At 59.2% G+C, this 13660-nt stretch carries 12 protein-coding genes; 3 read left to right on the forward strand and 9 right to left on the reverse strand.

Annotation, left to right across the window (positions count from 1 at the left end):
- Positions 1-36: 36 nt before the first annotated feature.
- Positions 37-2007, reverse strand: coding sequence for an EAL domain-containing protein (locus tag LCH65_RS17520; protein WP_054080943.1), 1971 nt, complete (start codon positions 2005-2007; stop codon positions 37-39).
- Positions 2008-2258: 251 nt separating this feature from the next.
- Between LCH65_RS17520 and LCH65_RS17525 the strand changes: the two genes are divergently transcribed.
- Positions 2259-3251, forward strand: coding sequence for a nucleoside hydrolase (locus LCH65_RS17525; RefSeq protein WP_226439678.1), 993 nt, complete (start codon positions 2259-2261; stop codon positions 3249-3251).
- A 52-nt stretch (positions 3252-3303) separates the two neighbouring features.
- Here LCH65_RS17525 and LCH65_RS17530 read toward each other — a convergent pair whose 3' ends face one another.
- Positions 3304-3987: an ATPase gene (locus LCH65_RS17530; protein WP_226439679.1), complete on the reverse strand. Its 684-nt coding sequence runs from the start codon at positions 3985-3987 to the stop codon at positions 3304-3306.
- A 138-nt stretch (positions 3988-4125) separates the two neighbouring features.
- On the reverse strand, positions 4126-5025 hold the full coding sequence (locus LCH65_RS17535; RefSeq protein ID WP_003370874.1) for a LysR substrate-binding domain-containing protein: 900 nt from the start codon (positions 5023-5025) through the stop codon (positions 4126-4128).
- A gap of 139 nt (positions 5026-5164) precedes the next feature.
- Here LCH65_RS17535 and LCH65_RS17540 point away from each other — a divergent pair, with 139 nt between their 5' ends.
- Positions 5165-6508, forward strand: a complete 1344-nt coding sequence (locus LCH65_RS17540; protein ID WP_164989741.1) for an MFS transporter — start codon at positions 5165-5167, stop codon at positions 6506-6508.
- 18 nt (positions 6509-6526) lie between these two features.
- Positions 6527-7801, forward strand: coding sequence for a glucarate dehydratase family protein (locus LCH65_RS17545; RefSeq protein ID WP_096128486.1), 1275 nt, complete (start codon positions 6527-6529; stop codon positions 7799-7801).
- Between the two features lie 16 nt (positions 7802-7817).
- On the opposite strand, the gene LCH65_RS17550 is transcribed toward LCH65_RS17545, so the two are convergent.
- From LCH65_RS17550 to LCH65_RS17575, 6 genes are all read right to left on the reverse strand, one after another.
- The gene (locus tag LCH65_RS17550) at positions 7818-9482 is read right to left on the reverse strand and encodes an MlaD family protein (RefSeq protein ID WP_226439680.1); all 1665 of its coding nucleotides are present in this window, start codon (positions 9480-9482) and stop codon (positions 7818-7820) included.
- Between the two features lie 167 nt (positions 9483-9649).
- Positions 9650-10483: an ABC transporter substrate-binding protein gene (locus LCH65_RS17555; RefSeq protein WP_058396896.1), complete on the reverse strand. Its 834-nt coding sequence runs from the start codon at positions 10481-10483 to the stop codon at positions 9650-9652.
- Between the two features lie 52 nt (positions 10484-10535).
- Positions 10536-11264 carry an amino acid ABC transporter ATP-binding protein gene (locus tag LCH65_RS17560; protein WP_173427771.1) on the reverse strand — a complete coding sequence of 243 codons (729 nt, stop codon included), beginning with the start codon at positions 11262-11264 and terminating at the stop codon, positions 10536-10538.
- Between the two features lie 19 nt (positions 11265-11283).
- On the reverse strand, positions 11284-12024 hold the full coding sequence (locus tag LCH65_RS17565; RefSeq protein WP_003435366.1) for an amino acid ABC transporter permease: 741 nt from the start codon (positions 12022-12024) through the stop codon (positions 11284-11286).
- A 6-nt stretch (positions 12025-12030) separates the two neighbouring features.
- Positions 12031-12732 carry an amino acid ABC transporter permease gene (locus tag LCH65_RS17570; RefSeq protein ID WP_003370856.1) on the reverse strand — a complete coding sequence of 234 codons (702 nt, stop codon included), beginning with the start codon at positions 12730-12732 and terminating at the stop codon, positions 12031-12033.
- A gap of 118 nt (positions 12733-12850) precedes the next feature.
- On the reverse strand, positions 12851-13603 hold the full coding sequence (locus LCH65_RS17575; protein WP_003370854.1) for an SDR family oxidoreductase: 753 nt from the start codon (positions 13601-13603) through the stop codon (positions 12851-12853).
- Between the last annotated feature and the right edge of the window lie 57 nt (positions 13604-13660).

Genomic DNA, 13660 nt, shown 5'->3' on the forward strand with positions numbered 1-13660 from the left:
CACGCACGCCCGAGAGAATCGCCCACATGCAATCGATCAGAGAGGGCACGATGCGGCGTAACCGAAGGTGCGCTCTTCATCGGGTATTTCAATCCAGGCCAGCGTTTCTGCAAAACTGATCGGCGGGCTGTAGAAGTAGCCCTGCACCATCGTACAACCCAGGGTGGTCAGTGCATTCAGCTCATCCTGTGTTTCGACGCCTTCGATCACGCAGCCCAGAGACATGTCCAGACTCAAGGCAACCAGCGATTTGACGATCTTGTAACTGGCCGGGTTGTGGTGCACGCCGGTGACAAAACTGCGGTCGATCTTCAGCTTGGTCAGCGCCAGCGCGTGCAACTGACTGAGGCTGGAGAAGCCGGTGCCGAAGTCATCCAGCGAGATACCGCAACCCAGCTTGCGGAACTGGGTAATGGCCTGCTGCACCTGAGCAATATCCTGCATGACCGCCGTTTCGGTGATTTCCAGATCGAGCCGCGACGCATCGAAGCCGCTGTGTTCGATGATCTCGACAATTCTGCTGACACTTTCCCAGGTCGCACAGTCGTGCGCGGACAGATTGAACGACAGCCTGATAGGCGCGGGCCACGACAGGGCCATGCCAAGCGCCTGGGTCAACAAGGGCACGGTGAGCTTGTTGATCATGCCGATGCGCTCGGCGATCGGAATGAAATGCGCCGGCGAAACAGACCCCAGTTCCGGGCTGTTCCAGCGCGCCAGTGCCTCGAAAGCCACCGTTTCGCGCGTGCAGCTCTCAATGATCGGCTGAAACGATACGTGGAACTCGGTTTCCAGATTGGCGCGCCGCAAGGCCTGTTCGGTAACGCCGTCGGCATGCAATTGCTCACGGTGGCTGGCGGAGAACAGGCAGGTGGTTCCGGGGTTATGGTTCTTGCCTTGATACAGCGCGTAATCGGCAAACTCGAACAGCTGGGTCGCATTATCCGCCGTGGCCGGGTACGTCGCCAGGCCCAGTGTCGCGCCAATCTGGATCGGCATGTCCGACAGTTCGAAGCTTTCGTGCATGAGGTCACACAGGTGTTTGCCAAACGCCAGCAACGCGTCACTGTGCATGTCACCCTTGATCACCAGCGCGAACTCGTCACCGCCCAGTCGCGACACATGCACCTTGTCACTCGAGGCGCTGGTCAGGCGTTCAGCCACCAGCATCAGCAAACGGTCGCCGATGCGGTGACCATAGAGGTCATTGACCGGCTTGAACCCGTCCAGGTCCAATACCCCCACTGCCAGGCCGCTGCGCTGCGCCATTGCCTCGGTCATCGCGGCATCCAGAGTCTGAAAGAACTGGCGACGATTGGGCAGGCCCGTCAGGCTGTCCTGATTGGCCAGCAGCAGATTCTCGTTACTCAGTTGCTCGGTCTTTACCTGCACATTCACCAGGCTGGTGAAATCGCGGTACTGGTAATGAAGAATGATCAGCATGCCGATCGACACCAGCACGATATTCACCGCTGTGGCGATAAAGGTAACGTTGTACGTCGAGGCGAAGAAAATGACGAAGGCGGTGTTGACGACCAGGGCGGTGGTCAGCGCTGCAGGCCGCAAGTGCATCATGCAGAAGATGCAGACGATCACCGTAATACCCATGAAAAACGCGACATGCGCCTGGGAGTAGGCATCGCCGTAAGGGTAAAGCGACAGCGACCAGGCGGCAAACCCGGCCGCTATCACGCCTGCCAGGCCATGTGTACCACGCAGCGTGGCCAGAATGATCGCCGGAGCGGGTGGCGGCCGGTTTACCGTGCGCAACCATTTGCGTGCACGGACGGCACAGATAACCGTAAGCAGCGCCGGGACCAGCAGCGTCAGCCACACCGGAGCGGTTCGCCAATGGGTGAACGCCAACGCCCAGGTATTGACCAGCAGCACGAAGTACATCAACGGCAGTTGCCGGGACAACGCAACGTATTGGGCCTGCAACAACCTGGGGTTATCAGCAGGCACAGACATCAGGGCACGCAAGGCACCCGGTAGTTTTTTCAGCATCGCAAGGCTTCTCTGTTACCACAGTCAAAGCACACGTGGCTTGCTGCTCATCATGCGAACCGGACAGCTAATTGTCGGCTCACTTGTCAGGCTCTCGGCGGATGTGATTAATTCTTTACGGTAAAACCGAGCCGTGCATCGGTTTAATTGAAATAACCTGTTGGCAACCTTTTTTCCGCGTGCCTTCGCATAAGTCAACGGCGCTTGCACACCTTCTTTTCAATCGTCCCCTACAGGCAAGGAGCATTACCGTGAACAGGAAAGTCATTATCGATACGGACATGGGCTGGGATGACGTACTGTCGATCGCCTACCTGATGAAGCGACAGGACATCGACATCCTCGGCATTACAGTGACCGGATGCGGCGAAACAGACCTCGGCTGGGGCGTGATCATCGCGCAGCATTTGCTGGGCATCGGCAATCGACTCGGCAGCGTCGTGGCAAAGGGTACCGATCAGCCACTTGAGTACGACAACCGCTTTCCGCAACCCTTCAAAAACGACATGAACGACATCATGGGCCTGCTCGGGACACTGAACCCTGCCACGCTGCCGGAACTGTCGAGCCTGCCCGCCTGGGAGTTCATGTATCAGACGGTAAAAAACAGCCAGGACCCCATCACAGTGCTGTCGCTGGGGGGCTTTACCAACATCGCGAAGATGCTTTCGTTGAGCAGCCAGCCAGCCGACTTCAAAATGGTCGAACAGATCGTCGCCATGGCCGGCGCGGTTTACGTCGACGGCAACGTCGCAGCATTGAACAACGCGCAAAAGGCATGGGATCAGGGAGAGGCCTACAGCAGCAACCACTATGCAGAATGGAATGTGTTCGTCGACCCTGTCGCCGCCAACACTGTTTTCCAGTCAAGCCTGCCGTTGACGCTGGTGCCGCTGGATGTCTGCAACCAGATCATCCTCGACGCCAGCTACTGGCAATTGATCACCGCCACCGACCCTGTCGCCACACTGGTCAAACAAGTGCTCGAACACAAATCCGGAACACACGCCGAAGGGCTTCCCGTGCCGATCTTCGATCCGCTGGCTACCATGCTGATGGCAGGTGGTATTGCAGCGACAAAAATCGATGAGCAGTTTCTGTCGGTCAACACCGAGTTGACGCCGCAGAACAACCATTGTGGTCAGATACAGCTGCAAGGCAGCGGCTCACGAATGATTGCGTCAGTGCTGGGTGTCTCGCAGGTCGCGTTCAGCAACAACTTTGCCCAGGTCATCAATAGCTGAGGCCAGTGTGAAATGCTGCGCCGCGCCTTCTCAGCCTGGCGCAGTCACTCCATCAGTTCGCCGCCACCTGAGCCCGGTCGGCCTGCATGACCAGAGCCTTGAGCGAGGCGTCGAACTGTTTCAAGGCATTCACCTGCAAATCACGCTGCTGATCGATTTGTGCAGCGATCTCCGGAGCGGCCTTGCCTTGCACCCAGACCGAGGTCATTTGCCGAACCACTTCACCTTCGGCCTTGCCGATGTATTGCAGGTTGTTGTCATAGAAGCGCGCCATGAAACGCGCTTCGACCTGACTGTTGCGCTTGCTCACCAGGCGGTTGTAAGTGTCGAGCATGACCACTACGTCCGGGCGGGCCTGCATCAGCGCATCGAGGTTGTTGTAAACGGTTACCGAGGCGAACTCTTTCTTCAATGAGCCCACCAGCCAGTCGGTCGCCAGCGCAGGATCCGAGCTGTTGATGAATGCGTTGCGGATACGCGCATCGAGTGCGCCATTGCTGCCGCTCCGGAGTGCCACCGAATGGTAGTTGTTCAAATACTGAAGGTTGCTGAGGGTGTTTTCGCTGTACAGCACGCCCACCGACTGAGTGTGTTGCAGGCTGGCAGCGCTGTCGACGACGGGCATGAAATGGCAGGACTGTTCGGAGACCGGAGAGACGGCAGCATTGACGGGGGCAGTGAACATAATGCTGGTGCTGAACACGGCAGCAAACGTCAACAGATTGAACATTCTCATCGCGTCGTCTCCCTTTGGAGCAGGTGGCTATGGCGCCATCCTCCTCCTTTGCCGGAAAAACAGAACTTGCCTTGCTTGATGATGACTATCGACTGAATGAATGATAGTTGATACCACTACGTTACAAGGTTTTTCGCTTCAATTTTCATCCGCCCTGACGGCCGCACGAATGGCTTCGAGCAGCATCCGGCACGCCGGGTTGTCATTGTCGGTGCGCCAGACCAGGTGCAACTCGCTCTGCACGCCTTCGCCCAGGTCAATGTCACGAAACACGACGTCCTTGAACACCACATTGGTCGCACAACGCGGTACCAGTGCCAGCCCCATGCCAGCGTTGACCAGCGCCAGAATAGTCAGTGACGATCCAAGCCATTGGACATACTCCGGTGCAACTCGTGCGGAGCGAAACATACCGGTCAGCAGTTCGTTGAACGGTGGGTACGCCGAATGCGAATACATCAGGAACGGTGCGCCATCCAGATCGGCCACCGCGACAGAGTCCGCATGCGCCAATCGATGATTGCTCGGCACGGCCAGCACAAAAGGCTCGCGTACCAGGCATTCGCTCTCGTACCCCGGCTGAAACAGTGGCGCTCGCACGATACCGAGGTCAATGCGCCGCGCCCTGAGTGCTTCGTGCTGCTGATAGGTGTTCATTTCAGTCAGGGAAATCTTCACCTGCGGCTGCTTGAGGCGCGCCTCGGCGATCACCCTGGGCAGAAACTCGTACACGGCGCTGCCGACGAAACTGATGGTCACCGAGCCGATGTCACCTTCGGCAAAGCGTCGCGCGGAAATGGCCGCCTGCTGCGCACGCTCCAGCAAGGTCTGCGCCTCGATGAAAAAAGCCCTGCCCGCCGCGGTCAGGGCCACACTGCGGGTGCTGCGGGTGAACAGCTCGACGCCCAGATTATGCTCCAGTATCTGAATCTGCCGACTCAATGGCGGCTGCGTCATGTTCAGCCGTTCGGCGGCACGGCGAAAATTCAGCTCCGTTGCCACCGTGGTAAAGCAACGCAGTTGAGAAAGCTCGAACATTGATCCACTCCCGGTATCAATCAAGTCACTAACTGGATTGGACGGGAATAATACACGCCCTCATGATCGACTCATCCCCAAAATAACAATGAATGGGAGTCGCCTCTTGAATACCGTCCCTGGTACTACGGACGCCACGGTGCTTGCCCGTGCGGCCGCCAAGGTAAAACGCCACGTGCTGCCGCTGTTCGTGGTGATGTTCATCGTCAATTACATCGACCGGGTCAACATCGGTTTTGTACGCAGCCATCTGGAAACCGATCTGGGTATCGGCGCAGCGGCTTATGGGCTGGGCGCCGGATTGTTCTTTGTCGGTTACGCACTGTTCGAAGTCCCCTCCAACATGCTCTTGCAGCGCTACGGCGCCCGCGCCTGGCTGACCCGCATCATGTTTACCTGGGGCGCGGCTGCGATGGCCATGGCATTCGTTCAAGGTGAAACCAGCTTCTACGTGCTGCGCTTCATTCTCGGCGCCGCCGAAGCCGGTTTCTTCCCCGGCATCATCTATTACTTCACCCAGTGGCTGCCTTCCAGCGACCGCGGCAAAGCCATGGCGCTGTTTCTCAGCGGCTCGGCGATAGCGTCGGTCATCTCCGGACCGGTGTCCGGCGCCCTGCTCGGCATCGAGGGCCTGAACCTGCATGGCTGGCAATGGATGTTCCTGATCGAAGGCTTCGCGTCGATCGTGCTCTGCGGTTTCGTCTGGTTCTGGCTGCAATCACATCCTCACGAAGCCCGCTGGCTCAGTGACGAAGAAAAAACCGCGCTCAGCACCGCCATCGCCGAAGAGCAACGGCAGCGCGAAGCAGCACAAACCGTCAGACCCTCGGTATTGCGCCTGCTGGCGGACCGGCAGATCCTGCTGTTCTGCTTCATCTACTTTTCCGTGGCGCTGACCATCTACGGCGCCACCTTCTGGCTGCCGAGCATGATCCGCAAGATGGGCAGCTTCAGCGATTTCGAGGTCGGGCTGTTCAATTCGATCCCGTGGATCATCTCCATCGTGGCCATGTACGGTTTTGCAGCACTGGCTGCACGCTTCAAGCACCAGCAGGCCTGGGTGGCAGTCACCCTGGTCATCGCCGCCGCCGGCATGTTCATGTCCACCGTCGGCGGTCCGGTGTTCGCCTTTGTCGCCATCTGCTTCGCGGCCATCGGTTTCAAGGCCGCGTCTGCGCTGTTCTGGCCAATCCCTCAGGGCTATCTGGATGCACGCATTGCCGCTGCGGTCATTGCGCTGATCAACTCAATCGGCAACCTGGGCGGTTTCGTTGCGCCCACCACGTTCGGCTTTCTGGAACAGACCACCGGTTCGATTCAAGGCGGTCTGTATGGACTGGCAGCGACATCGCTGCTGGCTGCCGTGGTGATCTTCTTCGCCCGCACCACGCCACGAGGTGATCGCGCCCGCCCGTCAAGGGCTGAGCGGCCTGCAGCGCTCAGCCCTGCCGTTACTGGCACCCCTTCCAGCCTCAAACCCTGACCTCCGGGAGACCGCCCTTTGAAAATCATACGTGTGACCGTGACCCCTATCGCCTTTCGCGACCCGCCACTGCTCAACGCCAGTGGTATTCACGAACCCTTTGCCCTGCGCTCGATCATTGAGGTGGAAAGCGACAACGGCTACATCGGTCTCGGTGAAAGCTACGGGGATGCCCCGGCACTGGCGATTCAGCAACACGTGCAGAACCAGCTGATCGGGCTCGACCCGTTCAACCTCAATCAGCTGCGCAGCATCGTTCAGGCGACCGTGGCAGCGCATAAGCCTGCCAGCCTGGCGGGTGCCGAACTGGCGCCGGGCTCACACGCGAGCAAGGCGGTCAGCAATGCTTATTCTGCGTTCGAAGTGGCGTTTCTGGACCTGCAGGCGCGTTCCATGAACCTGCCATTGGTGGACCTGCTCGGCGGTGCCATTCGTGACCAGATACCCTTCAGCGCCTACCTGTTTTTCAAATACGCGCAGCATGCCGATGCGCCTTACGCGCCCGACAGCTGGGGTGAAGCGCTCAGCGAAGAGCAGATCGTTGCTCAGGCCCGGCGCATGATCGAAGCCTACGGTTTCAAAAGCATCAAGCTCAAGGCCGGAGCACTGCCGCCGGAACACGAGGTGTCGTGCATCAAGGCGCTGAAAAAGGCTTTCCCCGGTTATCCGCTGCGCATCGACCCCAACGGCAACTGGTCACTGGAGACTTCGATTCGCATGGCAGAGCTGCTGGGCAATGATCTGCAATATTACGAAGACCCGACGCCGGGCCTCTACGGCATGTCCGAGCTGCATAAACGCACCGGTCTGCCGCTGGCAACCAACATGGTGGTAACCGATTTCGACGAGTTCCGCCGCAGCGTGGCCCTCGACAGCGTGCAAATCGTACTCGCTGACCACCATTACTGGGGCGGCCTGCGCGACACTCAGGCACTGGCGAAGATGTGTGACACCTTTGGCCTCGGCGTGTCGATGCACTCCAACTCGCATCTGGGTATCAGCCTTATGGCCATGGCCCACGTCGCAGCGTCGGTGCCTAATCTGGACTACGCCTGCGACACGCACTACCCGTGGCAGGAGCCGGACGAGGAAGTCATCAAGGGCGGCAAACTGCCGATTGTCGACGGCTGCGTCAGCATCACCCGCGCGCCCGGCCTGGGGCTGGAACTGGACCATGACCAGCTCGGCAAGCTCAACGACCAGTATCACAGCTGTGGCATTCGGCAGCGCGATGACGTGAAGCAGATGCAAAAATACAAGCCGGACTGGAAGGCGGTCAAACCGAGGTACTGAAGCCGTCCGGCTCGGCTTAATCGGCCTGCTGAGCAGGCGCGGTCCTCTGGTAGACACCCGGTCGATCCTGCCGGGTGCGGCCACGGATCAAGGCTTCGGGGTTGCGGCTCAGGTAATCGGTCAGAACCCTTACCGAGCGGGCCATGCGCTGAACGTCGTCGATTGTCCGGTCGATCTGTTGGTGCACAGGCGAGTCCTCGGCGAGTGCTGCACCGGCAATGTCCAGTGTGCTTCGGGATTGCAGCAGAACGCCGTGCAGTTCAGGCATCACCTGCGCGTTGAAAAGCCTGAACGTCTTTTGCGCCTCGCCAAGGCTGCCATTGAAGTTGCCGGCGATCTCCTGCACCGGCACGTTGCTGACCTTGTCGATGATCTGCTGTACCTGCTCCTGCATCTTTTCAAGCTCCCCCGGCACGGTCGGGATTATCAGCGGCTGCGCACTGACATCGAACGGCACCGGCGCAGCGTTGGCGATAAAACCCAGGGAAATATACAGTTGTCCGGTCAGCAGACTCTCGCTGCGAGGCTGCGCACGCAGGCCTCGTTTGACGAAATCGGCTATCAACTGTGCCGTACGTGCATCATCGGTAACGCCTAACGTCTTCACGATTTTTTCATTGGCCATACCCAGGCGGTCGGGGTATATCTGCGCCCCTACGATGCTGGTGAACGACTTGCTGGCGGCGTCGTAGTCCAGGTCTACCGAGACGACTCGCCCCAGCGTTATGCCCATGAACTCGACCGGCGAATTGACCTCCAGCCCCCGCAGCGACTGACTGAATATCATACGGATGTAACCCGGTTCGCCGTCGGGCGGCGACAGCGCCTTCTGTTGGTCGTCAAACAGCATGAAGCGTGCATGCTCCGCGGCCCGGGGCGCATTCGTACGGTAATCCGGCTCGACGAAGGCCACCCCTCCCGCCAGTAGCGTCGAGACCGATTCAGTCTTTATTTTCAGACCATCGGCATCCACCGTCATGCCAATGCCGCTGGCATTCCAGAAGCGCGTGTCGGTGGTCACGAAACTGTCGTTGGGCGCATTGATGAAAATTTCCGCATCCACGCCCTTGCCGTCTGCGGATAAATGGCAGGCCGCTATCTGTCCGACCTGAATGCGTCGGTAGTACACAGGAGACCCGACCTCCAGTGAGCCCATGTCTGCGGCGTGCAGGGTAAAACGCGTGCCTTTTGCGCCGTAGGTAATGGGTGGCGGAGCTTCCTGACCGACAAAGTGTTTTTTCGTATGCCCGGACGTACCGCTGTCCGCCGCGATAAATGGCCCGGAAAGCACGGTATCCAAGCCCGATACACCGGTGACGCCTATACGCGGGCGCACCACCCAGAACAGGGAGTCCTCGGCAGTGAAAGCACGGGCGCTGGCATCGAGGTCCACCGTCGCCACAACGCCTGTACGGTCCTTGTTCAAGGCCACGGCCGATACCTCGCCAATCACCACATTCCTGACCTTGACCCTCGTCTTGTGAGGTTCAAGCCCCTCGGCGCTCTGGAAGGTGACGAAGATTCTCGAGCCTTTCGACAGTGTGCTGCTGATCAGCAGCGACAGGCCTATCAAGGCAGCGAGCAGCGGAACCAGCCATACAGGGGATACGCCGAAACGTCTCTTTCGGGTGATGAAAGCAGCGACTGCCGATGGAGAAACCGAACCTGAGCGATTAGACATTTTGTCCTCTGAGACGCCCACGCGGGGTCATGCCGACGATTGATACTGTCGGTCGGACTCTGAACCTCGGCTATCAATAAACCATCAAGGAAATATCAATATCTGATCAAGATGCGATGGTGCCGTGCGGCATGAAGCCGACCGTTTGGTCGGCTTCATGCCCTTGCTCAAGGCAACGGGTCGAATTTCAATTCGCTGAGGCTTTGTACCTTGTCTTCGCGAACCATCTTGTATTCGGTATTCGGGCCGATCCAGTGCGCCCAGATCGCGTCGATCTCACCTGCGGCTTCCATTGCGCGCAGCGATTCGTTGACCTTCGCCAGAAAGGCCGGTTCGCCCTGGCGCATGCCGGCACCGATGGGCTCAAGCGCCATCGGTTCCTTGGCAATGGCCAATTCCACGCCGCCGGCCTTGGCCTGCCCTACCAGCTTGATTGCGGTCATGGTGTTGGTCACCAGACCCACCACCTTGTTCTGTTGCAGTGCCATATAGGCAGAGCCGGTGTCCTGGAAGGTCACTGGCGTCGCGTCAGCCAGACGGATCGACTGCTCGGAGGTAGAGCCTTTGGTCGAACTGATGCGTTTGCCCTTGAAGAACGATTTCGGTTGATCGGCATTCGCGGCACGGACTACCAGTGTTTCCTTGGCGATGTAGTAAGGGTCGCTGAACTGGATCTGGTCGGCACGGCTCTTGGTGTAAGCCAGGTTGGCGAAAATCACGTCCACACGGCCCATTTTGACTTCCGGGATACGTGCTTCGACCGACAGTGGCTTGAGTTCCAGCTCCACGCCCATGTGTTTGGCCAGGGCTTTGCAAAGATCGACGTCCATGCCCACCAGTTCGCGGGTTTGAGGGTCCGGTGCCGAGAACGGCGGAACGTCGGCATACACGCCACAGCTCAGGCTTTTCTTGCTCATCACATCGCTGAGCTGATCAGCATGGACCACCGAAACAGCCAGCGGCGACAACGCCAGTGCAGCCAGTACAGACTTGATACGCATGGTGAGACTCCTGGAAATGAATTGAGTGATTCGCTGAAATCAGTGCCTGCGCTCAATGGCTGCGCAGGTCGGCAATGAAGCGCTGGGCACGCGGATGGGTCGGTTGCTGAAAGAACACCTCAGGGCTGGATTTTTCGAGGATCTGCCCCGCATCCATGAACCAGATGGTGTCGGCCACTTCCCGGGCAAAATTCATCTCGTGGGTGACGCACATCATGGTCATGCCCTCTTTGGCCAGGCCTTTCATGACGCCGAGCACCTCGCCGACCATTTCCGGGTCAAGAGCGCTGGTGGGCTCGTCAAACAGCATGACGGGCGGCTCCATCGCCAGCGCGCGAGCAATCGCCACACGCTGCTGCTGGCCACCGGACAACTGTGCGGGGTAGGCACCGGCCTTGTGTGCCAGCCCCACCCGATCCAGCAACTCCATGGCGCGGGCGCGCGCTTCACTGCTCTTCAAGCCACGGACCTTGGTCGGGGTCAGGATGATGTTGTCGAGCACCGACAAGTGCGGAAACAGATTAAAGCTCTGGAACACGAAACCCACGCGGCTGCGCAGCCGATTGACGTTGGCGTCGGTACCGTTCACGTCACGGCCGTCAAACAGAATCTGGCCTTCTTGCACGTCCTCAAGACGATTGACGGTGCGGATCAGTGTCGACTTGCCCGAGCCTGAGGGCCCGCACAGCACTACCACTTCGCCGCGCTGCACCTCGGCGGAGATATCGGTCAGGGCCTGGTACTCGCCATACCATTTATTGATCCTGGAAAACATGATCATCGGATGCATTGGGCAACCCTCAATTATCGGTAGTCAAAGGCCGGGGAACGGGCACAGGCGATACATCGCCTTCACGTTTGCGGGCAATCCGCTGCTCCACCACGGCGGCGAGACGGGTCAGGCCGTAGCACAGCACGTAGTAAGTGATCGCCAGGATGAAGAACACCTGAAACGGCTTGGTCAGCAGCTGGTTATTGATCTGATTGGCGGCAAAGGTCACTTCCTGGACGTTGATCACGTAGCCCAGCGACGTTTCCTTGATGATCGAAATGAACTGGCTGATCAGACTCGGCAAGGCGTTGTACAGCGCCTGCGGCAGGATCACCCAGACCGTGGTGCGCAGGTAGCCCATGCCCAGCGCGCGGGAGGCTTCGTATTGACCGGTCGGCAGCGCCTGAATAGCGCCGCGGATGATTTCGCACAGATAGGCGCTCTGATAGACCACCAGCGTGCAGAGCATGGTGGTGAAACCGGTGATGTTATGGCCGATCAGCAAGGGGACCAGAAAGTAGGTCCAGAAAATCACCATCAACAGCGGAATGCCGCGCATCACGTAGACCCAGACCGTCGCCGGGTAGCGCAGCCAGCGCCACGGCGAAACCCGCGCCAGCGACAACAGCAGCCCCAGAGGAAAGGCCAGCAACAGGGCCAGCGCCGCCAGCATCAGCGTCGAAATCAGGCCGCCCATCGGACCGTGGGGGTATTGACCGACCAGCAGCAAGGTCCAGTTATCGCGAACAATCGTGAAGACATCGAACATCGCCGCCTACCTCGCCATGGCTTTGCTGAATTGCCGGGCCAGCACAGCACCCAGGCCCATCAGCATCAATGAAATGGCCAGGTAGACCACGGTTGCGACCAGATACGCTTCGAAGGTGCGGAAGGTGTAGTTCTCGACTTCGCGGGTGGCATAAGTCAGCTCCACCACGCCGATGGCCATGACCAGACTGGTGTTCTTGAACAGCAGGACCGTGTGATTGATCAGCGACGGCAGGCAGTTGCGAACCCCTTGCGGCAGGATCACGTAACGCATCGAGCGCACATAACCCAGGCCCAGCGCGCGCGACGCCTCGACTTGCCCGGCCGGAATCGCGCGTAACCCGCTGCGAATGTCTTCACTGAAATACGCCGCCTGGCAAAGGCCCAGGGCGATGACCGAAAACAGGTACTCGGTGCTGTAGTTGGCCAGCCAGATCTGTGTGTTTTCGGACAGCAGCGTGGGAATGCCGAAATACCAGAGCATCAGTTGCACCAGCGTCGGCACATTGCGGTGATAGGACACATAACCCGCCACCAGGCGCTCGGCGTACTTGTTGCCGGTCAGGCGAATCGACACCAGCAGCAGGGCTACCGCCATGGCCAGACACCAGGCAACGAATGCCAGTTGCAGGGTCGTTTCTATGCCCTTGACGATCAGCTCGGCGTACTCGCCCTGCAGGATCGCTGAAAGATCGAATTTACTCGTCATGGTTGTTCCCATAGACATTCAGCCAGGGCAGAAGCAAGGCGCCAGCGGGTCTGGCGCGGGTATGACATGGCGGCTGATGCCGCTCTCGTGATGGGGGACAGCCCTTGCAGACGCAGCCTCAGCCTTCGTAGTCCTGCGGACGCGCAGTCGACAGACCGCCGGGCACCTGCAGCGTCGGGGTGATTTCCATATGCCCGATGTTGACCGCGATGGGCGCGGCAATCACATAGGCGATCGCATCGGCAATGTCCTTGGCCACCGGCAGCTCATAGCCCTCGATGAAACGCTTGCGCACTTCCTCGGAGTCGCCATGCACGTGAGCGAAGATATCCGTCGCCACGCGCCCCGGGCAGATTTCGGTGACCCGCACGCGCTTGCCGAAGGCATCGATGCGCAACTGACGGGACAGCATGCTTACCGCAGCCTTGGTCGCGTGGTACGTCGAGTTGCCACCGAAGTTGTAGGCAGCAGCGATCGAACTGATGTTGATGATGTGCCCGCAATCACGCTCGACCATCCCCGGCAACGAGAGCCTGGCAATCTGCAATACTGCGCGCAGGTTCACATCGACCAGCAGATCGATCCCTTCAGCGTCCGCCTTGAGCAGCGAGCCGGGCCGGTCGACGCCGGCATTGTTGACCACGACATCGAAATGATGGGCCTGAAACAAGGCCGTCAGGCCAGCCAGATCAGTCACGTCGATAGCGTGCGCGATACAACCGGTGCGCTGCGCCAGTGCCGCCAGCTTGTCTGCACTGCGCGCCAGCGCATGGACCTGCAAACCTTCGGCACACAGCCGCTCGACGACGGCCTCGCCAATGCCGGAAGAAGCGCCGGTGACCAGCGCGGTTTTATAATCGGAAAAAGGCATGTCAGGGTTTCCTTGAATAAGCGTCGATCAGCCGCTTGGCTGTTAATGCTGATCGCC

The organism is Pseudomonas sp. MWU16-30316, from assembly GCF_020515645.1.
In the GTDB taxonomy this organism is placed as follows: Bacteria; Pseudomonadota; Gammaproteobacteria; order Pseudomonadales; family Pseudomonadaceae; genus Aquipseudomonas; species Aquipseudomonas cerasi.

Coding starts and splice junctions, on each gene's coding strand:
- LCH65_RS17520 (WP_054080943.1), bottom strand. CDS start 2,007: ATGCTGAAAAAACTACCGGGTGCCTTGCGTGCCCTGATGTCTGTGCCT.
- LCH65_RS17530 (WP_226439679.1), bottom strand. CDS start 3,987: ATGAGAATGTTCAATCTGTTGACGTTTGCTGCCGTGTTCAGCACCAGC.
- LCH65_RS17535 (WP_003370874.1), bottom strand. CDS start 5,025: ATGTTCGAGCTTTCTCAACTGCGTTGCTTTACCACGGTGGCAACGGAG.
- LCH65_RS17550 (WP_226439680.1), bottom strand. CDS start 9,482: ATGTCTAATCGCTCAGGTTCGGTTTCTCCATCGGCAGTCGCTGCTTTC.
- LCH65_RS17555 (WP_058396896.1), bottom strand. CDS start 10,483: ATGCGTATCAAGTCTGTACTGGCTGCACTGGCGTTGTCGCCGCTGGCT.
- LCH65_RS17560 (WP_173427771.1), bottom strand. CDS start 11,264: ATGATCATGTTTTCCAGGATCAATAAATGGTATGGCGAGTACCAGGCC.
- LCH65_RS17565 (WP_003435366.1), bottom strand. CDS start 12,024: ATGTTCGATGTCTTCACGATTGTTCGCGATAACTGGACCTTGCTGCTG.
- LCH65_RS17570 (WP_003370856.1), bottom strand. CDS start 12,732: ATGACGAGTAAATTCGATCTTTCAGCGATCCTGCAGGGCGAGTACGCC.
- LCH65_RS17575 (WP_003370854.1), bottom strand. CDS start 13,603: ATGCCTTTTTCCGATTATAAAACCGCGCTGGTCACCGGCGCTTCTTCC.